This is a genomic window from Streptomyces sp. NPDC093252 (assembly GCF_040683675.1).
In the GTDB taxonomy this organism is placed as follows: domain Bacteria; phylum Actinomycetota; class Actinomycetes; order Streptomycetales; family Streptomycetaceae; genus Streptomyces.
The window spans coordinates 199,296-225,465 of the sequence record NZ_JBFBEM010000007.1 but is presented as its reverse complement, the minus strand read 5'-3'; the positions used below and the strand labels follow the sequence as shown (position 1 = coordinate 225,465).

General features: G+C 73.8%; 18 protein-coding genes and 1 pseudogene. 8 read left to right on the top strand and 11 right to left on the bottom strand.

The features are described 5' to 3' along the window. Positions 1–87: 87 nt before the first annotated feature. The 5 genes from AB0O01_RS16830 to AB0O01_RS16810 form a co-directional block, all read right to left on the bottom strand. Complete coding sequence (locus AB0O01_RS16830) at positions 88–828, bottom strand: class I SAM-dependent methyltransferase (protein WP_365314078.1); 741 nt, start codon at positions 826–828, stop codon at positions 88–90. Between the two features lie 451 nt (positions 829–1,279). Continuing rightward, positions 1,280–2,002 carry a 3'-5' exonuclease gene (locus tag AB0O01_RS16825; RefSeq protein WP_365314076.1) on the bottom strand — a complete coding sequence of 241 codons (723 nt, stop codon included), beginning with the start codon at positions 2,000–2,002 and terminating at the stop codon, positions 1,280–1,282. Positions 2,003–2,132: 130 nt separating this feature from the next. Then, the gene (locus AB0O01_RS16820; RefSeq protein ID WP_365314075.1) at positions 2,133–3,374 is read right to left on the bottom strand and encodes an SAV2148 family HEPN domain-containing protein; all 1,242 of its coding nucleotides are present in this window, start codon (positions 3,372–3,374) and stop codon (positions 2,133–2,135) included. Positions 3,375–3,499: 125 nt separating this feature from the next. Continuing rightward, positions 3,500–4,810 (bottom strand): copper amine oxidase, encoded by a 1,311-nt coding sequence (locus tag AB0O01_RS16815; RefSeq protein ID WP_365314074.1) that lies wholly within the window; start codon positions 4,808–4,810, stop codon positions 3,500–3,502. A 77-nt stretch (positions 4,811–4,887) separates the two neighbouring features. Next, positions 4,888–5,751: a Tat pathway signal sequence domain protein gene (locus tag AB0O01_RS16810; RefSeq protein WP_365314072.1), complete on the bottom strand. Its 864-nt coding sequence runs from the start codon at positions 5,749–5,751 to the stop codon at positions 4,888–4,890. A gap of 228 nt (positions 5,752–5,979) precedes the next feature. Between AB0O01_RS16810 and glgX the strand changes: the two genes are divergently transcribed. Beyond that, positions 5,980–8,157: a glycogen debranching protein GlgX gene (gene glgX, locus AB0O01_RS16805; RefSeq protein ID WP_365314071.1), complete on the top strand. Its 2,178-nt coding sequence runs from the start codon at positions 5,980–5,982 to the stop codon at positions 8,155–8,157. Here the strand turns inward: glgX and AB0O01_RS16800 are convergent. Continuing rightward, positions 8,132–9,367 carry a HAMP domain-containing sensor histidine kinase gene (locus AB0O01_RS16800; protein WP_365314070.1) on the bottom strand — a complete coding sequence of 412 codons (1,236 nt, stop codon included), beginning with the start codon at positions 9,365–9,367 and terminating at the stop codon, positions 8,132–8,134. The two genes, glgX and AB0O01_RS16800, sit on opposite strands and share 26 nt — an antisense overlap. Continuing rightward, on the bottom strand, positions 9,348–10,001 hold the full coding sequence (locus tag AB0O01_RS16795) for a response regulator transcription factor (protein WP_365314068.1): 654 nt from the start codon (positions 9,999–10,001) through the stop codon (positions 9,348–9,350). The genes AB0O01_RS16800 and AB0O01_RS16795 overlap by 20 nt, the downstream gene beginning before the upstream one ends. A gap of 206 nt (positions 10,002–10,207) precedes the next feature. Between AB0O01_RS16795 and AB0O01_RS16790 the strand changes: the two genes are divergently transcribed. The 4 genes and pseudogenes from AB0O01_RS16790 to AB0O01_RS16775 all read left to right on the top strand — a co-directional run bounded on the left by AB0O01_RS16790 (position 10,208) and on the right by AB0O01_RS16775 (position 14,119). Further along, the gene (locus AB0O01_RS16790) at positions 10,208–10,765 is read left to right on the top strand and encodes a hypothetical protein (RefSeq protein ID WP_365314066.1); all 558 of its coding nucleotides are present in this window, start codon (positions 10,208–10,210) and stop codon (positions 10,763–10,765) included. Beyond that, positions 10,762–11,898 carry a peptidoglycan-binding domain-containing protein gene (locus tag AB0O01_RS16785; RefSeq protein ID WP_365314065.1) on the top strand — a complete coding sequence of 379 codons (1,137 nt, stop codon included), beginning with the start codon at positions 10,762–10,764 and terminating at the stop codon, positions 11,896–11,898. The genes AB0O01_RS16790 and AB0O01_RS16785 overlap by 4 nt, the downstream gene beginning before the upstream one ends. A gap of 8 nt (positions 11,899–11,906) precedes the next feature. Next, positions 11,907–12,560, top strand: a pseudogene (locus AB0O01_RS16780) (ABC transporter ATP-binding protein); the annotation flags it as partial. 329 nt (positions 12,561–12,889) lie between these two features. Then, on the top strand, positions 12,890–14,119 hold the full coding sequence (locus AB0O01_RS16775; protein ID WP_365314063.1) for an ABC transporter permease: 1,230 nt from the start codon (positions 12,890–12,892) through the stop codon (positions 14,117–14,119). Between the two features lie 176 nt (positions 14,120–14,295). Here AB0O01_RS16775 and AB0O01_RS16770 read toward each other — a convergent pair whose 3' ends face one another. Continuing rightward, positions 14,296–15,306: a hypothetical protein gene (locus AB0O01_RS16770; RefSeq protein ID WP_365314061.1), complete on the bottom strand. Its 1,011-nt coding sequence runs from the start codon at positions 15,304–15,306 to the stop codon at positions 14,296–14,298. 943 nt (positions 15,307–16,249) lie between these two features. On the opposite strand from AB0O01_RS16770, the gene treY reads away from it, so the two are divergent. Both treY and AB0O01_RS16760 read left to right on the top strand, forming a co-directional pair. Continuing rightward, positions 16,250–18,601 (top strand): malto-oligosyltrehalose synthase, encoded by a 2,352-nt coding sequence (gene treY / locus AB0O01_RS16765; protein ID WP_365314058.1) that lies wholly within the window; start codon positions 16,250–16,252, stop codon positions 18,599–18,601. 466 nt (positions 18,602–19,067) lie between these two features. Next, positions 19,068–20,318, top strand: a complete 1,251-nt coding sequence (locus AB0O01_RS16760) for a M14 family zinc carboxypeptidase (RefSeq protein WP_365314056.1) — start codon at positions 19,068–19,070, stop codon at positions 20,316–20,318. Positions 20,319–20,352: 34 nt separating this feature from the next. On the opposite strand, the gene AB0O01_RS16755 is transcribed toward AB0O01_RS16760, so the two are convergent. The 3 genes from AB0O01_RS16755 to AB0O01_RS16745 form a co-directional block, all read right to left on the bottom strand. Then, positions 20,353–20,778: an SSI family serine proteinase inhibitor gene (locus AB0O01_RS16755; protein ID WP_365314054.1), complete on the bottom strand. Its 426-nt coding sequence runs from the start codon at positions 20,776–20,778 to the stop codon at positions 20,353–20,355. Further along, positions 20,775–22,145 carry a M14 family zinc carboxypeptidase gene (locus AB0O01_RS16750; RefSeq protein WP_365314052.1) on the bottom strand — a complete coding sequence of 457 codons (1,371 nt, stop codon included), beginning with the start codon at positions 22,143–22,145 and terminating at the stop codon, positions 20,775–20,777. Before AB0O01_RS16750 ends, AB0O01_RS16755 begins: the two co-directional genes overlap by 4 nt. A gap of 1,410 nt (positions 22,146–23,555) precedes the next feature. Continuing rightward, entirely contained in the window at positions 23,556–24,107 is a 552-nt protein-coding gene (locus AB0O01_RS16745; protein ID WP_355739996.1) for an FHA domain-containing protein, read from the bottom strand. A gap of 167 nt (positions 24,108–24,274) precedes the next feature. On the opposite strand from AB0O01_RS16745, the gene treZ reads away from it, so the two are divergent. Further along, a complete protein-coding gene (gene treZ, locus AB0O01_RS16740) occupies positions 24,275–26,020 on the top strand; it encodes a malto-oligosyltrehalose trehalohydrolase (protein WP_365314051.1) in 1,746 nt (581 codons plus the stop codon). Positions 26,021–26,170: the final 150 nt, after the last annotated feature.

Sequence of the window (26,170 nt, the reverse complement as noted above, 5' to 3'; positions counted from 1 at the left end):
GCAATCCCCGTGCCCTGAAGGGCAGTTCCTGTCCTTTCGTGTTTCATCTGCGTTACCTGCGGTGAGAGCCGGTCGGCGCCGCCGGCCTCAGAGCGGCTTGCGCCATACGGAGATGTGCTTCCCTGAGTCCCGGGTGAACGGTGTCCCGTCCCAGTCCGCGACCCGGCGCTCCGGTGCGAGACCGGCGATCCGTGCCATCAGGTCCAGCTCCGCCGGCCAGGCGTACCGGTGCCGGGAGTTCTCGCGGCGGTAGCGGCCGTCGTCGCCGTCGCGGGTGAAGTGGTGCGAGACGAGCATCTGCTCGACCGGGTCGAGGGTGTCGAAGCCGAGATGACGGTCGGAGACGTCGAACGGCACCGCGACCTGACCGGGCGGCAGGAACCGCAGCGGCGGCACCCCCAGCTCGATGACGAACCGGCCGCCGGGCCCCAGATGACGGGCCGCGTTGCGGAAGCACTCGACCTGCTCGTCCTGTGTGAGCAGGTTCGTGATGGTGTTGTAGACGAGATAGACCAGGGTGAACTCGCCGGGGACGACGGTGGTCGCCATGTCGCCGATGACGACCGGCAGCGTGCTCTCGTCGACCTTGCGGCGCAGCACCGCCACCATGTGCTCGGACAGCTCGATCCCGGTCACCGGCACCCCGCGCTCGCGGAGCGGGACGCCCACACGTCCGGTTCCGATGGCGAACTCCAGTGCCCGGCCGTCCCCGGCGAGCCCGGCGAGGAAGGCGAGAGCCGGTCCGAGAGCGGCGGCGGAGGACGTGTCGGCCTCCTCGGCGTCGTAACGGTCGGCGGTCGCGCGGGTCCACACTTCACTGCTTGTCATGGACTGCACCCTGCCGGGCGCCGAAGACCACTGTCGACACGTTTTCGCTCCCCTCGGGGCCGGGTCACCCTCCGGAGCGGGGCGCTCTCCCGGGCGGGCAGCCCTTCCGGGAAGGGGCACGCCTCTGGGGTGGTGGCGCTCTTCCGGGCGGGGCACCCTCCGGGGAAGGGTCACCCCTCCGGGGGCGGTCCGGCCCGTCCCCGCGCGGTCGGTCGCGGTGAACCCCGACGGGTCACCCTCCGGGGGTCCGGCGCCGCTCACGACTTGGCGTTGACCCGCCCCGGGGGCACTGCCGACTCGCCGTCGCCCCACCCCGGGGGACACCGCCGACTATGCGTCGACCCGCTCTGGCGGGCACCGCCGACTCGCCGCCGCCCCATCCCGGGCGCACCGCCGACTCGGCCTCGCCCCGCCCAGCCCCCCCCGGAGCCCCGGCGGGAACCGCCCGCCCCTACACCCTCTCCCCGGCCGGCTCCCGTATCGGCCACACCCCGTCCACCACCGCGGCAGCGTCCCCCTTGTCCCTGAGGAACCGCTGGAAATCCGCCGCCCACTCCGCGTACCACCCCACCTGTCTGCGGTGCAGCTCCCCGGCGCCGGTGTCCCCCACCTTGGGGTGCCGGACGGCAATCGCGCAGGCGAGCCGCGCCGCCGCCGCCGCGTCCGCCGTCGCGTTGTGCGCGGCGTCCAGCACCACCCCGTACTCCGCGCAGACCGCCTCCAGATTCCGCTTGCCGCGCCGGTAGCGGTCGGCCCGGCGGTCGATGGTGTACGGGTCGATGACCGGTCCGGGTTCCGCGCCGCCGAGGCGCTCGCGCAGGGACGGCAGCCCGTGCCGCCGCAGCTCCGCGCTGAGCAGGGTCAGATCGAACGCCGCGTTGTAGGCGACGACCGGCACGCCCGCCGCCCAGTACCCCGTCAGCGCCCCCGCCAGCGCGTCGGCCACCCGGTCGGCCGGACGGCCCTCCGCCGCCGCGCGCTCCGTGCTGATGCCGTGCACCGCGACCGCGTCCGGCGGTATCGGCACCCCGGGGTCGGCCAGCCACTCCCGGTGGCCCAGGACCTGTCCGGCGCGGACCTCGACCAGGGCGCCCGTGACGATCCGCGCCTCCCGCGGGTCCGTCCCCGTCGTCTCCAGGTCGAAGCCGATCAGCAGCTCCCGGTGCCAGGCCATGGCAGGTCCCCTCTCCTCGGTGGTGCTCTCCCCCAGTGGTCTTCACCCTCGCACGCGCCACTGACAATCGGAGGATCGCGTTCCGCTCAGCCGCCGCCCTCCGGGCCCGTCAAGCCGCATATCCGGCACTTCACGACACCGGCCGCGAATCCGCCCACGACAGTTCGAACTCCTCGCGGTACGTCGGGAACAGCCCGCCCTCGTCCACCGGGTCCGCCCGGACCACCCGGCCCCCGCCGCCGCGCAGCACCAGGACCGGCGCCTCCATGCCCCGGATGCGCCGCATGTAGGACTGGACGACGGCGATGCCGTCGCTGCCGTCGCCGTCGACCAGGTACGCCGTGAAGCGCGGGGTCTCGTCGTAGACCTGGATCTCGAAGGCGCCGGGGTCGCGCAGCCGGGCGCGGACCCGGCGCATGTGGAGGATGTTCATCTCGACCGCGCGGCCCAGCTCACCGCGTTTGAGGCCGAGTTCGCGCTCCCGGCGCTTGACCGCGCTGGAGGCGGGGTTGAGGAAGAGCAGCCGGACCCGGCAGCCGGCCTCCGCGAGCCGGACCAGACGGCGGCCGGAGAAGTTCTGCACCAGCAGATTGAGGCCGATGCCGATGGCGTCCAGCCGCCGGGCGGCGCCGAAGATGTCCTCGGCCGGGAACTGCCGCAGCAGCCGCACCCGGTCGGGGTGCACGGCCACCACGTCCCCGTAGCGGTCGCCGACCAGGTCCTCCACCGCGTCCACCGGGAGCCGGCGGCCGGAGGGGACGTCACCGCCCGCGCCCAGCATCTCCAGCAGCCGTGCGGAGGCCCGCTCGGCCTGGTTCAGGACGGCCTCGGACAGGGCCCGGTTGCGGGAGACGACATTGCGGGTGACCTCCAGCTCGTCGAGGGCCAGCTCGACATCCCGGCGGTCGTCGACATACGGCTCGAAGCAGGGCCAGTGCTGGACCATCAGCTCGCGGAGCTGCGGGAGGGTGAGGAAGCTGAGGACATTGTCGTCCGCCGGGTCGAGGAGGTACCCCTTGCGACGGCTGACCTCGCGGACGGCGACCGCGCGCTGCACCCACTCCTGGCCCGCCGGTCCGGCGGCGGCGACCACCCAGTCGTCGCCGTGGACGGGTTCGTAGATCGGGCGGACCAGGGCGGAGACGACCGCGCGCAGCCGCTGTTCGACCAGATTGAGCCAGATGTAGGCGCGGCCCGCACGCTGGGCGCGGGTGCGTACCTCCTGCCAGGCCCCGGCGTCCCAGTCCAGCTCGGGCCCTATGGACCCGGTCTCCATCGGCCGGGCCAGGGACACCGCGCCGGGCTGGACCTCCGCCGTGTCGCCCTCATGACCCTCGTCACCAGGGGGCAACTCCAGCCCACCCGAGCCCACCCACGCACCGCCTTCCGCTCCCCCGAGCACTCCCCGTGTCAACGATCAAGGAAGGGTACTCCGGGAGCGGTCGGCGGTGCAGCCGGATGGACAGGACCGTTTCCCGACGGCCCCTCAGCGGCCTCTCAACGGCCGCTCCGCACATGTCCGTTCTGATCGGCCAGCTCCTTGGGCGTGAGCGGATTCATAGCCGTCACGTCCCTCGGGACCAGGGAGAAGCCCTGCCAGTGGACCGGCATGGGCTGCTGGTCCTCGTCGCGGGCGATGTGGTGGAAGCCCACATTGACCCACACCGTCGGGTTGGTCAGGGTCTGACCGTTGACCCATTTGTCGACATTCTTGGGGTGCCCGGCGCCGCAGTTGAGCGGGTTGTTGCTGGCGTACTGCTCGCACTTGTTGTACTGCGTGAAGAACACATCGCTCTTCGTGAAGCTGCGGCCCGGGTACTTGCTGGTCGCGCCCTGGGCGATCTCGTAGGAGCGGGGGTGGCCGTCCTTGTTCTTGCCCGTGTCGCTGACCACGCGCCACCAGCGCATGTTCGCGCTGTTGCCGGCCAGCTCCTTGGTGATTTTGGTGCGGGTGGTCTTGGTGGTGGGGGTCCGGCCGTTCGGGGACGCGGTCACCTTGGAGTCGTACTGCTCGACCCGGGCCTTGGAGGAGCCGTCCAGGCCGAAGTTGAGCCGCCAGAAGACATTGTGGCTGTGGCTGGTGGCGTAGTCCTTGGCGCCCTTGCCTATGGGCCAGCCGCGGCCGTCCCCGGCGTCGTAGTCCTCGGGGGCGAGGGTGCCGGTGGCGCCGACGTTCATATGGAGCGTGCCGTCGTCCGCGAAGCGCCACTCGCTGATGTACTCGTACCAGCCGACCTTGTTGACCGTGTAGACGAGGAGGTCGGTGCCCTGCTTCTGGTAGACCTTGCCCGGCGTGTCGCCCTGCATGCGGTAGGCGTGGCCCCGCGCGCGGGTGGTGGTGCACAGACCCTTGACGTTCGGGTTCTGCGGGTCCCACGCCTCGGGGACCTTCACCGTGCGGATGGTGCCGCCGGGGCACTCGCCGGGGGCCAGCGGCATCAGGCCCGCGCCGAAGAAGTAGCTGGTGAGGTCGTCGTACTCGTTCTTGCCGTCGTCGTAGGGCACATGGATCTGGCCGAGCTTGGCGCTGTTGAGGACCTTGATGGGCTTGGCCTCGCCGGGGGGCTGGTAGGAGACGTCCTCCAGGACCAGGCCGGCCTTGGCCTCGTAGCGCCAGCACATCCGCCAGGTGGTGCCGTTCGCGAGCTTCTGCTCGATGCGGTAGGCGGCGCTGCACGCCGGGGCCGGGGCGGCGGCGCGGGGCTGGGCGGTGGCGGGTCCGGCACCGGCCGTGAGCCCCCCGGCGAGGGAGGCCAGGGCGACGGCCCCCGCGGCCGTGCGGGCACGGCTGATTCGGTTCACGCGCATGAAGGAACTGCTCCCTTGGAGGAGAGGAGAGGAGAGAGAGGGGGGACGAGGAGACCCGGGATCGGGCAGCGGGCCCGTCAGGGGGTCAGGGTGCCGACCTCGCGGGTGCTCAGGTCGATCACGAAGGCGCGGGCGTCGATCCAGGGGCCGTTGACGACCTTCGGGAACAGGCGCGCGCAGCGGTGCTCCCCGCACTTGTCGACGACGGCGTCCTGCGCGCCGGGCACGGCCCGGTAGACCATGCTGGTGAGCTTGAGCTGGTCGGTGGAGGTCAGTGCCTTGCCGGTGGCGTCCTTGTAGTCCGCCTTGAGGCCCGCGCCGAGCGGGTCGGCGAGCAGCAGCTCGGCCGCCTCCAGGGTCTCCGCGTGGGTGAGCGGGGGCTGGACGCCCCGCTGGGTGCCGGTCTTCACGACCTTGCCGGTGTCGAGATCGACGGTCCGGGTGACGACGGTGTCGGTCCTGTAGTCGTAGTACGTGACGTCCGCGCGGCGGGGGGCGTTCGGCTTGTCCAGGTCGGCCGCGTCGGGTTCGGCGAGGTCGGTGCCGAGCCGCTCGGGGCCTCGCTCGCCGTCCACGCCCTCCGCGGAGCGCAGCGACTGCTGTCCGCCGCCCAGGGCGATCTGCTCGGCGCGGCTCAGTTCGTCGTCGGTGAGCGGGTCGCGGCCCGTGCCGCGCTCGCCCTGGGCCGGTGCCTCCTGGACCACTCCGGGCGCCACCGCACCCTGCTGTCCCGCCGCGCCCTGCTGTCCCGCCGTCCCCTCCTGGCCGCCCGCGCCGGTCGGCGGCTGTCCGGCCGCGGTCCGTTCGCCGCCGCCGGACGGTGTGTCGTCGGCGCCCGCCGTGCCCGGCAGGGTGACGGCCACCATCGCCGCCGTACCGGCCACGGCGATGCCCGCACCGGCCACCACCTTGCCCAGGTGGCGGCGCACTATCTCGCGCACATTTCCCCCTACTCCCCCTTCGGAACCCGGGAGTACGTGTTGCCCCATCACATTCGGCACACCGCTCCGGCGCTGGTCCGCCGCACGCTGGTCCGCGCGGCACGCAGGTCACGGCATGCCCGGTCGCCCCGTAAGAGGGGGCCAAGTCGCAGGAGGTTCCGTCACTTTCGGGGAGACTCGAACGCAAGGCGGCCCCGGGCGGGCGCCACACCTGGAAGAGTCGGGCCCATGCAGGTCTGGCCAGGAGAGGCGTATCCCCTCGGTGCCACGTACGACGGCGCCGGTACCAATTTCGCGGTCTTCACGGAGGCCGCGCACCGAGTCGAGCTGTGTCTGCTGCACGACGACGGTTCCGAGACGGCGGTGGAGCTGCGGGAGACCGACGCGTTCGTCCGGCACGCGTATCTGCCCGGGGTGATGCCGGGGCAGCGCTACGGGTTCCGGGTGCACGGCCCGTACGCGCCGGAGCGGGGGCTGCGCTGCAACGCGGCGAAGCTGCTGCTCGATCCGTACGCGCGTGCGGTCGCCGGGGACATCCGGTGGGGCGAGGAGGTGTACGGCTACCACTTCGACGCGCCCGAGCGGCGCAACGACCTGGACTCGGCGCCGCACACCATGAGCGCGGTGGTCGTCAACCCGTACTTCGACTGGGGCGACGACCGCCGCCCGCGCACCGAGTACCACCACACCGTGATCTACGAGGCCCATGTCAAGGGTCTGACGATGCGGCACCCGGGGCTGCCGGAGGAGCTGCGCGGCACCTATGCGGGGCTCGCGCACCCGGCGATCATCGGGCATCTGACCGATCTCGGGGTGACGGCCCTGGAGCTGATGCCGGTGCATCAGTTCGTCAACGACCACCGGCTGGTGGACATGGGCCTGAACAACTACTGGGGCTACAACACCATCGGCTACTTCGCCCCGCACAACGCGTACGCCTCCTGGGGCGACCGCGGGCAGCAGGTGCTGGAGTTCAAGTCGGCGGTGAAGGCGCTGCACGAGGCGGGGATCGAGGTGATCCTCGATGTGGTCTACAACCACACCGCCGAGGGCAACCATATGGGCCCCACCCTCTCCTTCCGGGGCCTGGACAACCCGTCCTACTACCGGCTGACCGCCGACCGGCGCTACTACATGGACACCACCGGGACCGGCAACAGCCTCCTGATGCGCTCCCCGCACGTGCTCCAGCTCATCATGGACTCGCTGCGGTACTGGGTGACCGAGATGCATGTCGACGGGTTCCGGTTCGATCTGGCGGCGACCCTGGCCCGGCAGTTCCACGAGGTGGACCGGCTGTCGTCGTTCTTCGACCTGGTGCAGCAGGACCCGGTGGTCTCCCAGGTGAAGCTGATCGCCGAGCCGTGGGACGTCGGCGAGGGCGGCTACCAGGTGGGCAACTTCCCGCCGCTGTGGACGGAGTGGAACGGCAAGTACCGCGACACGGTCCGGGATCTGTGGCGGGGAGAGCCGCGTGCCCTCGCCGAGTTCGCGTCCCGGCTCACCGGCTCCTCCGACCTCTACCAGGACGACGGCCGCCGCCCGCTGGCCTCCATCAACTTCGTCACCTGCCACGACGGTTTCACCCTGAACGACCTGGTGTCCTACGACGAGAAGCACAACGAGGCCAACGGCGAGGGCAACCGGGACGGCGAGAGCCACAACCGGTCCTGGAACTGCGGCGCCGAGGGGGACACCGACGACCCGGACGTCCTCGCGCTGCGGGCCCGGCAGATGCGGAACTTCGTGGCCACCCTGATGCTGTCCCAGGGCGTGCCGATGATCAGCCACGGCGACGAGTTCGCCCGCACCCAGCACGGCAACAACAACGCCTACTGCCAGGACAGCGAGCTGGCGTGGGTGGACTGGCCGGGGGCGGACGGCGGGGGCGGGGGCAACGGGGGCGGATCCGGGGGCAGCGGGGATGGGGGCGGGGGCGGCGCCGCCGGGGGTGGGCTGGCGGCCTTCACGCGGGCCATGGTGTGGCTGCGCCGGGACCATCCGGTGTTCCGGCGGCGGCGCTTCTTCCACGGGCGGCCGGTGCAGGGCACCCATGACGAGCTGTCCGACATCGCCTGGTTCACCCCGGAGGGCAAGGAGATGACCCAGCGGGACTGGGACTCGGCGCCCGCCTCCGCGCTGGCGGTGTTCCTCAACGGCAACTCGATCTCGGAGCCGGGCCCGCGCGGGGAGCCGATCACCGACGACTCGTTCTTCCTGATGTTCAACGCCTCCCCGCGTTCCCTGGAGTTCGAGGTTCCGGCCGATCACGGGCAGCAGTGGCAGGTGGTCGTGGACACCGCCCGCCCGGAGGGCGTACCGCCGGGAACCGGCCCCAAGGTACGGGCCGGGGAACGACTCACCCTGGTGGACCGCAGCCTTACGGTGCTCCAGCGTCCGTCGTGAGCGGGAGCCGGGAACCGGCTGCGGCCTCCGTCGTCGGCGGGGCCCCCGCGCGCGGGAAGGTCACGGTGATGTCCAGACCGCCTTCCGGACCCGGCTCGGTGACGATCCGGGCCCGGTGGGCGTCGGCGACGGCGGCGACGATGGACAGCCCGAGGCCGTGGCCCCGGGCCCGCGCCGCGCGGGGGCCGAGCCGCTGGAAGGGCTGGTAGAGCAGGGGGATGGCGTCGCGGGGCACCACGGGGCCGCTGTTGACGACCCGCACCCGGGGGCGGCCGTCCGCCTCGGCGGTGGTCACCCGGATCCAGCCCCCGGGGTCGGTGTAGCGCTGGGCGTTGCCGATCAGATTGCCCACCAGGCGCTCCACCAGGCTGGTGTTGCCGTCGGCGACGGCGGGGGCGAGGGCGGTGTCCAGGGTGACATCGGCGCGCCGGGCGGGCGCCAGCTCCCCGAGGACGTCCCCGACGACCTCGGCGAGGTCCAGGGGCTCGGTCCGGAAGACCCCGCCCTGGCTGCTCGCCAGCGTCAGCAGGGCCTCGATCAGCCGCTCCTGGTCCTCGCCGATGGCCAGCGCCCGTTCGCACACCGCGCGCAGCGCCGCCGCGTCCGGGTCGGGGGTGTTGAGGGCGACCTCGATCACCGTGCGCTGGAGGGTCAGGGGGGTGCGCAGTTCGTGGGAGGCGTTGGCGACGAAGCGGCGCTGGGCGTCGAAGGCCGCGTCGAGGCGGGCGAGCAGTCCGTCGAAGGTGTCGCCGAGGTTCTTCAGCTCGTCGTCCGGCGGACCGGGCATGGCGAGCCGTTCGTGCAGATTGTGCGCGGAGATCCGCCGGGCGCGGTCGGTCATCACCCGCACCGGCCGCAGCACCCGCCCGGCGACCACCCAGCCGAGCCCGCCGGAGACGCCGGTCATGATGCCGAGGGCGATCCCGGAGCGGGTGAGCAGGGTGCGCTGGGCCTTGCGCCGGGTCTCGTCGGCGACGAAGGAGATGTCCGAGCGCAGCTTCTCCCGGGTGGGGTCGTCGGACACGTTCCGGGTGACGAGCTGGGTGCCCTTGGACGCCGGGCTCTGCACGACCAGCACATAGGTGACCGCCAGCAGGGTGGCACCGGACACCAGGAACAGGGTGCCGTAGAGCAGGGTCAGGCGCAGCCGGGCCGACCAGCGGATCCGGAACCGGCCGCCGCCGCCCGGTTCAGATGCGGTAGCCGACATGGGGGACCGTCTCGATCACGGGCGGGTCGCCGAGCTTGCGGCGCAGCCTGCTGATGGTCACCTTCACGGTGTGGGTGAAGGGGTCGGTGGCGTCGTCCCAGGCCCGTTCGAGGAGTTCCTCGGCGGAGACCACCGCGCCGCGCGCGGCCAGCAGCAGCTCCAGTACGGCCATCTCCTTCGGCGACAGCTCCAGCCGCCGCCCGCCGCGCCGGGCGGTGTGCTCGGCGGGCGACAGCGACAGATCGCCATGGGTGAGCACGGGCGGTACGGCGGGGTGCGCGCGGCGGGCCAGGGCGCGGACCCGGGCGACGAGTTCGGCGAAGGCGAACGGCTTCGTCAGATAGTCGTCGGCGCCCAGGCTGAGGCCGTCGACCCGGTCGGCGATGGTGGAGGACGCGGTGAGCATCAGGATGCGGGCCCGGCAGCCGTGCGCGATCAGCGCCCGGCACACCTCGTCGCCGTGCACCAGCGGCAGGTCCCGGTCCAGCACGATCACGTCGTAGTCGTACACGGTCGCCTGTTCCAGCGCCTGACGGCCGTCCAGGGCCAGATCGACGGCCATGCCCTCCTGGCGCAGTCCGGCGGCGATCGTCTCGGCGAGTTCGAGATGGTCGTCGACAATCAGCACTCTCATACCGGCCAGCATGTCCTGACGGTGATAACAGCGGGGTAACGCGGTGTGGGGGAGGGTGGGATCACGAGGGCGGGTCCGGCTGTTCCCCGGCTGTGGTCCCGTGCCGCCGGGTCCGGCTGTTCCCCGGCTGTAACCGTCCGCCGCGTAGAAATCGCCGCATGTTCTCTCACCTTCGACGCGCCCCTGCCGGGCGCGCTTTCCTACCCGTGTCCGTGCTGCTCACCGGTGTGCTGCTGAGCGGCTGCTCCGGAGACTCCAGCGCCGCGGGCGGCTCCGGACCGTCGTCCTCCCCGGGCACGTCGTCGGGCTCCTCGGGGTCCTCCTCCGGGTCGTCCTCGGGGGCCGGTGGCCAGTTCGACCAGGCGCTGGAGTTCGCCGCGTGCATGCGCGCCAACGGTGTGCCCGACTTCCCCGACCCCCAGCAGTCGGACGGCGGTGTCCGGATGGACGCGGGCGGGGTCGACACCGAGTCGCCGGAGTTCCAGGCCGCCATGGAGGCGTGCCGCGACCAGGCGCCCCAGGCACAGGGCCAGGAGGGCGGGGAGCCCCTCGACCCGACGAAGGTCGCCGCGTGGGCGGAGTGCATCCGGGCCAACGGCGTACCGGACTTCCCCGACCCGGAGATCAACGGCGGCCAGATGACGCTGGACTTCGGCGGCACCGGGCTGAGCATGGACGACGGGGCGTTCCAGCAGGCGCGTGCCGCGTGCCAGGACAAGTGGCCCGGCGGCGGCATGATGATCCAGGGCGGCGGGGGCCGGTGAGTACGGCGGAATCGGACGGGACACAGGCCCCCGCGCGCGGGGGCCGCGGGCGCCGCCGTACGGCGCTGGTCGTGGTCGTGGCGACGGCGGTCGCCGCGGCGGCGGGGCTGGCCGCGAGCGGGTTCTTCAGCGGTGACGGGACCGCCGCCGCGTCCACCGCGCCGGACGGGCCCACCGCCACCACCGAGGTCCGGCGGCTGACGCTGACCAGCACCGAGACCGTGGACGGCACCCTGGGCCACGGCGATCCGGCGCCGGTCACCCACGCGGGCGCCGCCGGTGAGTTCCTCACCTGGGTGCCCGGCGAGGGCGACACGCTCACCCGCGGGGACACCGTGTACCGGGTCAATGAGCGCGAGGTGCCGCTGCTGTACGGGGCGGTGCCCTTCTACCGGGTCCTGGAGCCGGGGGCGGAGGGCGCGGACGTACGGCTGCTGGAGCGGAATCTGTCCGAGCTGGGCTACTCGGGGTTCGAGGCGGACGACACCTACACCTCCGGCACCGCCGACGCGGTCCGGGAGTGGCAGGACGACCTCGGCGCGTCGCGGACCGGGACCGTGCGGCCCGGGGACGCGGTGGTCGCGTCGGGCGCCCGGCGGGTCGCGCGGACGGCGTCCTCGCCGGGGGCGGTCGCCGGGGGCGAGGTCCTCACCTGGACGGGCACCGAGCGGATCGTCTCCGTGGACCTGGACCCGCGGCACGAGGATCTGGTCGAGGAGGGCTCCCGGGCCACCGTACGGCTGCCCGACGGCGGCACGGTGGCCGGTGAGATCACCGCGATCGGCACGGCGGGCTCCGGGGCGTCCGGGGCCTCCGGGTCGTCCGGTGAGGGTCAGGGCGCGGACGAGGCGACCCTGCCGGTCGAGCTGCGCGTCGAGGACCAGAAGCGGCTGGGCCGCTACCAGGCCGCCTCGGTGGACGTGATCCTTGAGGCCGACAGCCGCCGGGACGTCCTCGCGGTGCCGGTGAACGCGCTGATGGCACGGCAGGGCGGCGGCTACGCCCTGGAGGTGCCGGCGGCGGGCGGCGGCAGTGAGCTGGTGCCGGTCGAGCTGGGCATGTTCGCCGACGGCCTGGTCGAGGTGAAGGGCGCCGGTATCGAGGAGGGCATGGACGTGGGGGTGCCGGAGTGACGCCGTACGTGGTCGAGTTGCGGCAGGTCTCCCAGCGGTACGGGGAGGTGGTGGCGCTGGCCGACACGAGTCTGGCGATCGGGCGCGGGGAGCTGGTCGCCATCGTCGGTCCGTCGGGGTCGGGCAAGTCGACCCTGCTCAACATCATGGGCACGCTGAGCCGGCCCACCTCCGGTGAGGTACGGGTGGCCGGTCACACGGTGTCCGCGCTGACCGACCGCGAGCTGTCGGCGCTGCGGGCCGGGACGATCGGCTTCGTCTTCCAGCAGTTCCATCTCACCGCGGGCATCCCGGTGCTGGACAGCGTGGCCGACGGGCTGCTCTACAGCGGCACCCCGCGCGCCGGGCGGCGACGGCTCGCGGAGGCCGCGCTGCGCCGGGTGGGCCTCGGACACCGGCTCCACCACGAGCCGCACCGGCTCTCGGGGGGTGAGAAGCAGCGGGTCGCCATCGCCCGCGCGGTCCTCGGCGACCCCCCGCTCCTCCTGGCCGACGAGCCGACCGGCGCCCTGGACACCCGCTCCGGAGCGACGGTCCTGGACCTGCTGCGCGAGCTGAACGACGCCGGGACGACGGTGGTCGTCATCACCCATGACCGGGAGGTGGCGGAGGCGCTGCCGCGCCGGGTGGGGTTGCGGGACGGGAGGGTGGTGTCGGATACGGGGGGATCGGGTTCAGGGGGATTGGGTTCGGGGGGACGGCATTCGGGGGGACGGCATTCGGGGGTGGTTGCCTCGGGGGTGCTTGCCCCAGGGGGCCTTGCCTCGGGGGCGGTTGCCTCGGGGGGCCTTGATCTGGAGGGCCTCCCTCCGGGGGGATCTGCCGCGCTGGGCGATGAGGGCTCGGGGCTCGGCGGGGAGAGTTCGGCACACGGCGATGAGGGCTCCGCGCACGGCCGTGGGGACTCCGCGCTCGACGTCGGGGACTCCGCGCACCGCAGTCGGGGCTTCGGCCTTGGGGTCGGGGGCGGCAAGGCTCCGGGGGGTGGGCGATGAGCGGCGGTGGGCGCGCGGACGCGCTCGGCGGGGGTTCGCCCCGGCCCGCCCGGATGAGCCCCGCCGATGTGCTGCGGACCGGCGCGTACGGGCTGCGGGCCCGGCCCATGCGGGTGTTCCTGTCCGCGCTGGGCATCGCCATCGGGATCGCGGCGATGGTGGGCGTCGTCGGCATTTCCACGTCCAGCGCCGAGGATCTCGACCGGCGGCTGTCGGCGCTCGGCACCAATCTGCTGACCGTCACCCCGGGGCCCTCGCTCAGCGGCGAGGCGTCCCAACTGCCCACCGAGTCGGTGCGGATGGTCGGGAACGTCCCGGACGTGGAGTCGGTGAGCGCGCTCGGCAAGGTCGACGCCAAGGTCTACCGCACCGACCACATACCGGAGGCCGAGACCAGCGGTATCGCGGTCTACGCGGCGCGGAACAACCTCCCCGCGACCACCGGCGCCGAACTGACCGACGGCCGCTGGCTGAACGCGGCCAACGACCGGTACCCGTCCGTCGTCCTGGGTCCGCGCGCCGCCGCGCAGCTCGGGGTGCACCGGGCCGGGGCCGATGTGCGGGTGTGGCTGGGTGAGCGCTGGTTCACCGTGATCGGGCTGCTGGCGCCCAACGCGCTCACCCCCGAACTCGACACCCAGGCCCTGATCGGCTGGCCGTACGCGCGCGAGCACCTCGGCTTCGACGGATACCCGACCGTCCTCCATGTCCGGGCCGTCGAGGCGCGGGTCGCCGAGGTGCAGAGCGTGCTCGGGGCCACCACGAACCCGGAGAAGCCGGACGAGGTGGCGGTGTCCCGGCCGTCCGACGTGCTCGCCGCGAAGCAGGCCACGGACGACACGCTGAGCGGGCTGCTGCTGGGCCTGGGCGCGGTGGCACTGCTGGTGGGCGGGGTGGGGGTGGCCAACACCATGGTCATCTCGGTGCTGGAACGCCGCTCGGAGATCGGGCTGCGCCGGTCGCTGGGGGCCACCCGGGGGCAGATCCGCCATCAGTTCCTGTGCGAGTCGCAGTTGCTGTCCGCGCTGGGCGGGCTCGGCGGGGTGGCGCTGGGGGTCGGGGTGACCCTCGGCTACGCGGCCTCTCAGGGGTGGCCCTCGGTGGTCCCGGTGTGGGCGATGGGCGGCGGGCTGGGCGCCACCCTGGTCATCGGGGCGCTGGCCGGTTTCTATCCGGCGATGCGCGCGGCCCGGCTGCCGCCGACGGAGGCGCTGGCGGCACCCTGACCGTCCCGGCGCCGGGGAGGACGGCGTTTCGGCCCGCTGGTGGTCTGGGTGCCACCGACGGGCCGAAACGGTTCCGCGCATATGACGGAGGGTGTGGCGGGCGGCGTCACGGCGTGTCCAACCACAGAAACCAGCCAGTTGGACACCGTGGCCGACGCGCCATCCCGGTGTGCCCCTCACATGGTCGGTATGGCCCGACGGTCGGCCGGGGCGGTGGCCGGTGCTCCCGGTCCGGCCGAGGTGTGGGTCGTGGCCGGGGGCACGGGGTGCGGGGCCGGTGCGGTGGGGGGCGGATGGCCGGAGCAGGGCCCGCCCGGCGGTCGTGGCGGCGGGGGTGGCGCGTCATGGCCCTGCGCGGTGTTCCGCTCGACCCGGGACGCGACCTCCTCCCAGATGTGCGCGCACTCCCGGGCGAGATGGGCCACCGTCCCGCCCCAGTAGGGCGGCACCGTGCCGATGATGCCCTCCCACTCGTCCGCCGGGAGCATGTGCACGCTGAGCAGCCGCAGCAGTTGCCGGCCGGTCTCGTTGAGCCGCAGCGCCGGGTCCGCCTTGAGCCGGTTGACGGCCGAGAGGTCCTCGGCGAACGCGGACACCGCCGCCGAGTCGTGCCGGGCGGCGGCCTGCTCGGCGTACCCCGTCTGCGGTACGACCTTCAGCAGTTCCTCGCCCGGCGCCGCGCGGACGCCCCGGGGCCGTGGGGGCAGTAACGGTTCCTCCCCCCGGCTGAGCCGGTTGCGCACATCGCGCGCGGTCTCCGGGGAGATCCCGGCGGCCCGCGCTATCTGGCGCAGCGACAGATCGGGGTTCGCGCTGATCAGCTCGCCCGCGCGGCGGCGCCGTTCGGCCATGTCGACCGGCCGGACCCGGCCGTCCCGGCCGACCCGGGGGACGTTCACCGCCTCGGAGCCGGCCTGGGCGGCGCGGCGCAGATCCCCGACCGTGCCGGGCGAGGTGCCGGTCACCGAGGCGATCTTCCGGTCGGACCACTGCGGATGGGTGGCGATGATCCGGGTGGCGGCGCACTTGCGGTCCGGCAGCGACATCGGCAGCCCGTGCCGCACATTGGACTCGACGGCGAGCACGAAAGCGTCCTCTTCCGTGCCGTCGTAGAAGGTCACCGCGATGGTGGTCCGGCCGCGCAGTTGGGCGGCGCGCAGCCGGTGCATTCCGTCGATCACACGCATCGAGGCGCGGTGCACAATGATGGGCGGCAGCGGAACATCCAATTCCGCGAGTGTCGCCACATGGTCCGGATCTTCGCCCGCGTTTCTCGGTGATCCCTCCGCCGATAATGATCGGATATCGACATCGACGATCCTGTCATCCGTACTCCCCCGTCGCACCCACATCTCCGTTCGCTCGGCTCAACGCCTTCCTCGTGCGTCACCGCCGGGGTGACGCACATCGGCACACACCGATTCCGCTCACCGCCGCGGTGGTGGGGCCGATTTCCTGGGTCACTTCGGTTCGTAGACTGTGGAGTCCGCTCACTGCGAGGAGCCGAACCGGGGGCGCACTCGCACTATCGAACGAGGCTCCAGGCGAACAAGATTCCCTTTTTCCCTGACGCTTCACTCTAACAGCAACCCCACAGTCCAGACGGTGCCTCACCCGCGCCTTCCAGCAGGTGAAACGAACCCTCAATTCCGGCCGAACGCCCGGCACGGGGTGCGCTCGAAGCCGGAATACGCCATTCTCCTTTGCTTTCCGGCTGTTCCCCGCCCGACCCCTCACCACCCGACCCGCCCGGTCGGCACAGTGCGGGATGCGGTGGCATTGCCGGTGACAGGAAGAGCGGTCGTTCGCCCCGCCGTCCGTTCACCTGCCCGTCCGTCAATGATCCGGGCCGGGCGGGGAATTCCGCATTCGCCCGGCGGGCACGGTGTGCGGCATCCACCCCCTTCCACCTCCCTCACCCTCCCCAACGCCCGATAATCGAAATCCGTTCCCCGGTATTCGACGCAACATCCTTTCTCTCGCCGATCCCCCCGGGCCCACTCCTCGCGCGCGGGTCCGCGCCGGCACCACCTGAGGCACTCCCCCGCGCGCGTCGGCCCGGCACGCCCCCCGCGCGCGCCCGGCGGACCCGGTGAGAGGAAGACCGGCGCCGGGGGTACGTAGGTACGCATGACCTCTGCGCGCCCCGTCCCCTTGGTGCCCACCGCCACCTACCGCCTCCAGTTGCAGCCGGCGTTCCCGTTCGAGGGTGCCGCGCGGGCGGTGCCCTATCTGGCCTCGCTCGGCGTGTCGCATCTGCATCTGTCGCCGGTGCTGGAGGCCGTCCCGGGGTCGGTGCACGGCTACGACGTCACCGACCCCACCCGCGTCCGGGCCGAACTGGGCGGTGAGGAGGGGCTGCGGGCGCTGGCGGCCACCGCGCGCGAGCACGGGCTCGGGCTGGTGGCGGACGTGGTGCCGAACCACATGGCGATGGCGCCGCGCCACAGCCCGGCCCTGTGGGAGGTGCTGCGCGAGGGCCCGGAGTCGCCGTACGCGCGCTGGTTCGACATCGACTGGGAGGCGGGCGGCGGGCAGGTGCTGCTGCCGGTGCTGGGCGGCCCCCTGGGCACCCAGACGGAACACCTGGAGGTGGACGGGGACGTCCTGCGCTACCACGACCACGCCTTCCCGCTGCGGGAGGGCACGGCCGGGCTGCCGCTGCCCCAGGTGCTGGACGCCCAGTGGTACCGGCCGGTGTGGTGGCGGCTGGCCCGTACCGAGCTGAACTACCGGCGGTTCTTCAGCATCTCGGAGCTGATCGGGGTGCGGGTCGAGGACCCCGGGGTGTTCGAGGCGACCCACGCGAAGATCCTCGCCCTGCTGCACGAGGGCGTGCTCGACGGGCTGCGCGTCGACCATCCGGACGGGCTCGCCGACCCGGACGGCTATCTGGAGCGGCTGCACGAGGCGACCGGTGGGCGCTGGACGGTGGTGGAGAAGATCCTGGCGGACGGCGAGCGGCTGCCGGCCGCCTGGCCCGTCGCGGGCACCACCGGCTACGACGCCCTGCGCCGGATCGACGGCCTGTTCACCGACCCGGTCGGCGCCGGGGAGCTGCTGGGCCGCTACCGGCGCTTCGCGGCCCCGCAGACGGACCGGGGCGGGGTGTGGGAGGCGACGGTGCGGCGGGCGGCGTACCGGGTGCTGGGGCATGAGCTGGCGGCCGAGACGGACCGGCTCACCCGCGCGGCGAGCCGGGTGTGCGACCGGGCACCGGAACCGGCGCTGCGCGACCGGGCCCCCTGGGCGCTGCACACCGCCCTGCGCGAGCTGCTGGTCCGGCTGGAGGTGTACCGGCCCTACTCGTCCACCGACCCGGCCCGGGTGCTGACCGAGGAGGCGGCCCAGGACGCCAGGTCGGCCTACCTGGTCCCGGAGGAGGCCGGCGCGGTGGACGTCGTACGGGATCTGCTGCTGGGGCGGTACGGGGACGGGCCCGGGGTCGGGGAGCTGCGGGCGCGGTTCGCGCAGACGGCGTCGGCGCTGCGGGCCAAGTCGGTGGAGGACACGGCGTTCTACCGGTATGTGCCGCTGCTGTCGGCGACCGAGGTGGGCGGTGATCCGGGGGCGCCCGGCGTGTCGCCGGAGGACTTCCACGCGTACTGCGCGCGGATCCAGCGGGACTGGCCGGGGACGGGGACGGTGGTGTCCACCCACGACACCAAGCGCAGCGCCGATGTCCGGGCCGCGCTGGCGGTGCTGACCGAGTGCCCGGGGCGCTGGGCGGACGTGCTGGCGGAGGTGACGGGTGAGGACGCGGCGGCGGTGCCGGACGGGCAACTGGCGTGGGCGGCCTGGCAGACGGTGTTCGGGCTGGGCCCGGCCGATCCGGCGCGGGTGCGGGGGGCGCTGCTCAAGCATGTGCGGGAGGCGGGGCTCTACACGAGTTGGACCGAGCAGGAGCCGTCGTACGAGGAGGCGGTGGAGACGTTCGTGGCGGCGGGTCCCTGCGGGCCGCCCGGCGCGCGGGTGGCGGCCTTCCGGGCGTCCCTGGAGCCGTATGTGCGGGCCAATGTGCTCGGCACGGCCCTGGTCCATCTCACCATGCCCGGGGTACCGGATGTCTATCAAGGCACGGAGGGCGAGTACCGGGCGCTGGTGGACCCGGACAACCGGGGTGTGGCCGTCTTCCCGCCGCCGGAACCGGGCCCCAAGGACGCGGTGACGGCGGCGGCGCTGCGGCTGCGGGCGCGCCGTCCCGAGGTCTTCGGCGAGAGCGCCTCGTACGCGCCCCTCGCGGCCGAGGGGCCCGCCGCGGCCCATTGCCTGGCCTTCGTCCGCTCCGGGCGGGTGATCACTGCGGTCACCCGGCTGTCCCTGCGCCTGGCGGAGGCGGGCGGCTGGTCCGGCACCCGCCTCCCGCTGCCGCCGGGCCGCTGGACGGACGTCCTGGACCCGGCCCGGGAGTTCACCGGGGACATCGGCCTGTCGGACCTCCTGGGGGCGTCACCGGTGGCTCTGCTGGAACGGGTCGGCTAGGCCGCCGAGAGCGGCGGGGTCTGGCGGGAGGTGCGGGCCCTCGCCGGAGGTGTGGGGCCTGACCAGAGGCGTGGGGCCTGGCCGACATGGTGGGCCCTGACCGGAGTGGTAGGCCGCGACCGGCACAGTGGGCGGCCCTGACCTGAGCAACGCGCCCTGACCGGCGCAGAGGGCCCTGAGCAGCGCGGTGGCCGCTGGCTGGCGCACAGGGCCCTGGTCGGCACAGAGGTCCCCGGTCCGCACCGTGGGCCCCGGCCGGAGTGGCCGGGCCTCTGCGGAGCGGTCGGCCCGCGCACGCCGCGCCCGCTCCCGCCCCCGCCGTGCGGCGGTGTCCGCCCGCTCTCCCGCCGCTTCCGAACGCCCCCGATGCCCCCTTGCGCCTCCCCCACCGTGTCCTTGACAGCCGGGGCCGGCCGTGGGGTACTGCGGAGGCGAGGCAAGGCGGACTCGGCGACAAGGTCGGGGGGTGAGTCTGCTGCCGCAGCAGCGCTATCCCAGCGTCACCGAACTGGTGTGGTCCGCGCGGGCCCTGGCCGCCGGACATCCCGGACTGTGCACCCTGCGGCAGGTCGGCCGCTCGCGCGCGGGACGCCCGTTGCATCTGCTGTCGGTCGGCCGGGGAAGCCGGGCCGTGCTGGTCGTGGCGGGCGCGCACGCCAATGAGCCCACCGGCGGGTGCACCCTGCTGGCGCTGGCCCGGCGGGTGCTGGACGAACGGGCCCTGCGCGACGGGCTGTCCTGGCACTTCCTGCTCTGCGCCGACCCCGACGGGGCGAGTCTGCACAGCACCCCGGCGCCGCACAGCCTGCTGGACTACCACCGGGGCTTCTACCGGCCGCCCGCGCCCGAGCAGCCCGAGTGGTCCCCGGCGGCGCTGCCCCCGGACCGGCTGCCGCCCGAGACCCGCGCCCTGACCGGGGTGATCGACGAACTGCGGCCCTACCTCCAGGTGACCCTGCACGGCACCGATCTGGGCGGGAGCTGGGTGCAGCTCACCAAGGACATCCCGGGGCTCGCCGAGCCGTTCGCGCGGTCGGCGGCGGAGCTGCGCATCCCGGTGGAGGCGGGTGCCTCGGACGCCGCGGGGTGGCCGTCCGCCGGACCGGGGGTGCATGTGATGCCCCCGCCGGACGCGGACGCGGCGTACCCGAGCATGCCGGACGACGCGCGCAACAGCACCTGGTACCACGCGCACCGCTACGGCGGGCTGACCGCGGTGGTGGAGGTGCCGATGTGGGCGAGCGACCTGGTGACCGATCCGGCGCCGCACCCGGCCCCGGCGGCGGCGCTGCGCCGGCTCGCCCAGCGGCTGCTGCGCGACACGCTGGAGGTGGAGGGGGTGCTGGCCGAGGCGCTGCCCCGGCTCGGCGGGTCGGGCGGTCCCCTGCTGCGGGCCGCGCAGTGGGGCCTGGAACTGGTGCCGGGCCTGGCGGCCGACTGGGTGCAGACCGCGCCGGCCGCCTCCACGATGGCCTACGTCGGCAGTGTGGACGCCTTCGCGCGGCGGCTGCCGCTGCGGGCGGCGGCGATGCTGCTGCGGGTCCTCCAGGAGACCGACGACCGCGCGGCGCCCCGTCTGGAGCGGCTGGTGGCCACCTGGAGCGCCTCCTTCGCGGACCGCTTCCGGGCCCGCTGGGTGCCCCTGGAGGACCAGACGGAGCATCAGAGCCGTACGGTCCTCGCGGCGGCCCTGCACGCCCGGGAGCGGGCCTCCTGACCGCCCTGGAGGGGCCGCCGCGGCTCGGGCGCCGTCACGCGTCGAGCGTGAACACCTCCCCGGTGCTGCCGCGCAGCTCGCAGTCGTTGGAGTAGGTCTGCCGGAACTCGACCGTCCGGCCGCTCCACTGCCCGCGCGCGTGGGCCGTGACGGGCGCGTAGAGCATGGGGCAGGCGGTGTCGTCGACGGGGATGTTCCCGATGTCCCCGTCGGCGGAGGAGAGCTGCTCGCAGGCCGCGGTGGCGTGGGTGTGCCCCTGGGGCGGGTTGCACATCAGCAGCGTGCCGCGCGTGTCGCTGGACTGGGTGTCCCCGCGGGTGACGGTCAGATAGAACCAGTTGCCCGGCAGCGCGGGCTGGACGGCCGCCTGCGCGGGGAGCGCGGCGGCGGCCAGCAGCAGGGCCGCGAGCAGCGAGCCGCGCGCGGCTCTGCGGGGGTACGGGGATGTCGTGTGCGTCATTCCCGATGCATCGGCACGGCGGTGCCCGAACCCCACCCCGGCTCACCCGAACGGGAGGGTCGCGGCACCCGGCGCCGGGCCAGGTCGAAGGCGTGCAGCACCATCTGCGCCTGGTAGGCGACCTGCCGTTCGACGGGGATCCAGCGGGCCCCGCAGCCGTCGTGGAAGTCGGCGCACCACAGGTCGAGGAGGTGGTCCAGCTCGGGCAGCACCCCGGCCGGGTCGGTCCCGGTGGAGCGGACGAGCTGATGCAGCAGCCCGGCGGTGCGCAGCGCGATCCGGCGTCCGGCCAGCCGCAGCGCGGTGAGGTGGGCGGTGGTGAGCGGCGGCAGCCCGTGCGCGGTGTGCCGGTCGCGGGTGTCGGGGTCCCAGGCGTCGGCGAGGCCGGGGCAGACCAGGAGGTAGTCGTCGACGGGCGCGAGCAGCGGGGCGGCGTCGGGCGCGGCGGCCAGATGCGGGCGGCAGCGGGCGAGGAGCCCCTCCAGGAGCCGCATGTCGTGCCGCAGGGCGCCGCTGACGGCCCGGAGCGCGCCGTCGGGATCCGGGGGCACGGAGCCGTCCTGGACGGCCGCCACGCCCCACATGGGCGCCTCCACGACGGCGGTCACCGTGCCGTGCCGGTAGGGGTGGAACCAGGTGGAGTCGACGGCGGCCTCGGTGATCGCGGCGGCCAGGTCGCCGTGCCGGGGGTGCGGGATGCGGTAGACGGAGGGGCCGAGGGCGGGCCAGTACAGGGTGTCGTAGGGGCCGAGTTCGCGCGGTACGGCGTGCCGGGCGGCGGTGCGGGCGAGGCGGCGGGCGATGCCGGGCAGGTCGTGGGTGAGTTCGACGAAGCCGCCGCCGACGTCGACGCCGTGCAGGGAGCACTGGAGGAACGGTTTCAGCTCGTCCTGGAGGGCGAGCAGCGCGCGGGTCTCGGGCAGGACGGCGGCGTCGGGGCCGTCGGGGAGCCACTCGGGCTGCTCGCGGAAGCCGGGGCGGAAGAAGTTCCGGAAGTAGCCGCCGAGGGTGTAGGGGCCGCCCAGCCAGCGCTCGTTGCGGCGCAGTCCGTCGGGGTCGACGCAGAGCAGCAGGTCCCAGGTGGCATCGGCGCCGTCGCGCAGGGCCGGGTCGGCGAGGACCCGCTCGGCGAGGTGCAGGGCGGTGGCGCCGCCGCACGGCTCATTGGCGTGCGGTCCGGCGACGACCAGGACGTGCCGGGCGCCGTGGCCCACGGACAGCAGCCACAGGGGGGTGCCCGCGCGCGAGGTGCCGGCCCGGCGCAGCCGGGCGTGCCGGGGGCTGCGGGCGACGAGGGCCGCCGCGCGGGAGGCGAGTTCGTCGACGGTGGGGTAACGCCGGAGGGGCGGCAGGGCACACCTCCACATCGCACGGTCGCTTCACCTGCTGTACAGATCCAGACACAGTCAGTCACTCATCGGGACGGGCGTCAACACCGCGTCGTGCAAAGGGTTTCCCGTCCCGGGGTGCACCGGGTTCCGGGGTTCCCGCCCCGGAGGGGGTGGAGGGGCTACAGGGTTCCCCGTCTGTCCGGGGCCGGACAGGGCTTCAGGGGCTCACGCCCCGGCGCGGGCTGGAGGGGCTCCAGGGTTTCCCGTCCCCGGGCGCCGGGCGTCCCTCGGCGTCGGGCGTTCCCGCCCGGGGGCTGGACCCGGGGGCCGGACCCGGGTCCAGGGCGTCGGCATCAGGGTGGCTGGACCGGGCTCCGGGGGCTCCGTCCCGGGGCGGGTTGCAGGGGCTCCGGAGTTTCCCGTCCCCGGGGGCCGGACAGGGCGTCGCGATTCAGCCCAAGGGCGGGTTGGAAGGGCTCCAGGGTCCCTCGTCCCCGGGCGCAGGACCGGGCGCCAGGGTTCTGCCCCGAGGGAGTTGGGGGACCCCGGCTCCAGGATTCCCCGTCCCCGGGCCCTGGACCCGGCTCCAAGGTCCTGCCCCGGGGGAGCTGGGAGACCTCGGCTCCAGGGCTTCCGTTCCAGAGGGCTGGACCAGGCTCCGGGGTCTCCCGCTTCGGGGCGGGTTGGACGGGCTCCATGGGCTTCCCGTCCCCCCGGGGGGCTGGGACCGGGCGCCCTGGACCCCACCCCGGGAACTTGCCCCAAGGCGCCAAGGCTTCGGCGCCAGGACCCTGGGCGGGCTCCTGGCTCTCACGCACCGGGGCGGGTTGGACCAGGCTCAAGGGGCTCCCGCCCCGGAAGGGCTGGACCGGGGCTCCAGGGCCCCCGCCTTGGAGAGGCTGGACCGGGCTCAAGGGGCTCCCGCACCGCGAAGGCGGGCCCGCCTCCAGGCTTCCCGCCGCGAGGGCCGGTCAGCCCTCGGGGCATGCCGCCCCCACGGACGGATCGGCTCTCAGGGCGTCCCGCCGCCGGGGCCGGAGAGGAGGGGCCAAGGACTTCCCTCGCGACGCAGGGGCAGGGCCCAAAGACCTCCTGCCAGGAGGCCGGACCACATTCCAATGATTACCCCGCGCGATGCCGGACCAGGGAGGGTTCAAAGGCTTCCCCTCGCGAAGCCGAACCAGGAAGGAAGAACTTCCCGCCGCGAAGCCGGACCAGAGCGGGCTCACAAGCTTTCCGCCGCGAACCCGGATCAGGGGCGACCCGGAAGCTACCCCTCGGCCAGCCGGACCAGGGACGTCGCACAGGCTTCCCCACGGCCACCCGGGCCAGGAACGTCCCACAGACTTCCCCACGACCACCCGGACCAAGGACGTCCCACAGGCTTCCCCACGCGCAGTCGGACCAGGGACAGCCCCCGGACACACGTCCCGCCGCGCCGTCGGTTCAGCCCGCGGCCAGGCGGAACGCCATCGTGCCGAAGGACACCTGGTCGCCCTCGCAGACCACCACCGCGCCGATGACCCGGCGGCCGTTGACCGTGGTGCCATTGGTGGAGCCGAGGTCGCGCAGGACCCACATGCCGCCCTGGCGGGTGAGTTCGGCGTGCACGCGCGAGACCGTCTCGTGGTGGAGGCGCAGCCCGCTGGCGGGGTCGCGCCCTATGCGCAGGGCGTGTCCCGAGGCGGGGTGCGGCAGCAGCAGCTTGGGCAGCCGCTCGGCCTGCCAGGCGCGGCGCAGCCGGACCGTGAAGCCGGACACCGCCTCGACCGTGCCGAACACCGCGCGCGAGAGGCGGCTCTCGGTGGGGAGGTCGGCGGTGAGCAGGGCGAGTTCGTCGGAGCGCCGGGCGGCCAGCGCCAGTTCCATGCGGCGCACGAACGTGTCGTGCGAGAGGCGGCCCATGGCGACGCCGTCACGCAGCACCTTCAGCGCCTTGTCGCGTTCCGCGTCCGACAGCCTCGCGGGGTACGTGGGGAACTCGAAAGACGACGTCACAGTGCTGATTGTCGGTCAGTGCGCCCCCCAGTGTCCAGGAATCGGCCAAAGGGCGCCCCGGGGACGAAGGAGTCGGCCGCAAATGGAGGTATGCGCCAGCGGGCCCCGCGCGCGTCACGCACGATGGACGCGCTACATCACGGTGAACAGACGAAGGGGAACCGTCCGTGCAGTTCGAGGTGTGGGCACCGCGGGCCGACCGCGTGACGCTGGAGTGCGGGGGCGACTCGCACCCGATGGACCGCGATCCGGAGCGGGCGGGGTGGTGGACCGGGCACGCGGAGGCGGCGGACGGCACCCGCTACGGCTTCGCGCTGGACGGCGGCCCGGTGCGCCCCGACCCGCGCTCCCGACGCCAGCCGGACGGCCCCGACGGGCCCAGCGCGGTCGTCGACCACTCCCGGCACACCTGGCGCGCGCCCTGGCCGGGACGCCCGCTCCAGGGGGCCGTCCTGTACGAGCTGCATGTGGGCACGTTCACCCGCGAGGGCACCCTGGACGCCGCCGCCGAGCGCCTCGGCCATCTGGCGGAACTCGGGGTCAGCCACGTGGAATTGATGCCCCTGTGCCCCTTCCCGGGACGGCACGGCTGGGGCTACGAGGGTGTCTCCCTGTGGGCGGTCCACGAGCCGTACGGCGGTCCCGGCGCCCTGAAGCGGTTCGTGGACCGGGCGCACGGCCTCGGGCTCGGCGTGGTCCTGGACGTCGTCCACAACCATCTGGGGCCGTCCGGGAACTACCTCCCCGAGTTCGGCCCGTACTTCACGGACACCCACCACACCCCCTGGGGGTCGGCGGTGAACCTGGACGCGCCCGGGTCCGACGAGGTGCGGGCCTTCCTGCTGGGCAGCGCGCTGGCCTGGCTGCGGGACTACCGCCTGGACGGGCTGCGCCTGGACGCCGTGCACGCGCTCGCGGACACGCGCGCGTACCCCTTCCTGGAGGAGCTGTCGGCGGCGGTGGACGCGCTGGCCGTCGCGGAGGGCCGGCCGCTGTTCCTGATCGCCGAGTCCGATCTCAACGACCCCCGGCTGATCACCCCCCGCCCCGCGGGCGGGCTCGGACTGCACGCCCAGTGGAGCGACGACTTCCACCACGCCCTGCACACCGCCCTCACCGGCGAGTCGCAGGGCTACTACGCCGACTTCGCGCGCGCCCCCCTGGACGCCGTCGCCAAGACCCTCACGGGCGGCTTCTTCCACGACGGGACGTACTCGTCCTTCCGCGACCGGCATCACGGCCGCCCCCTGGACCGGACACGGGTGGCCGCGCACCGGCTGCTGGGCTACAGCCAGACCCACGACCAGATCGGCAACCGGGCCCAGGGCGACCGGCTGTCCGCGAGCCTCTCCCCCGGCCTGCTGGCCTGCGCGGCGACCCTGACGCTGGCCGGTCCCTTCACCCCGATGCTGTTCATGGGCGAGGAGTGGGCGGCGGGCACCCCGTGGCAGTTCTTCACCGACCACACCGACCCCGATCTGGCCGAGGCCGTACGGCGGGGCAGGCGACGGGAGTTCGCCGCGCACGGGTGGGCCGAGGAGGACGTCCCCGATCCGCAGGACCCGGCGACCCGGGACCGCTCCTGCCTGGACTGGTCCGAGCCGCGCGAGGAGCCCCACGCGCGCGTGCTGGCCTGGTACCGCCGGCTGATCGCCCTGCGCGGCGACCACCCCGACCTGACCGATCCCGATCTGTCCGACCTCAGGGTCACCCATGACGCCGGGGCGCGCTGGCTGGCGTTCCGCCGGGGCGACCTGCGCGTGGCCGTCAATCTCGGCGCCGCCCCCGCCGCGATCCCCCTGGGCACCCGCCGCGCGGAGATCCTCGCGGCCTGGGAGCCGACCCCCACGCCCGGCGCGGACGGGGTGCTGCGGCTGCCGGGGGAGTCGGGGGTGGTACTGATCCAGCCGTGAGGGGTGCGGGGCGTCAGGGGCCGCGTGGGGCCCCTGATCCGGCAGGGGGCGCCTTCCTGACCCGCGGGAGGCCCCTGCCTGACCCGCGGGAGGGCTCCCGACCCACCGGAGAGCCCCCGCCCCGCGCGGGAACCCCCCGACCCGGCCCGC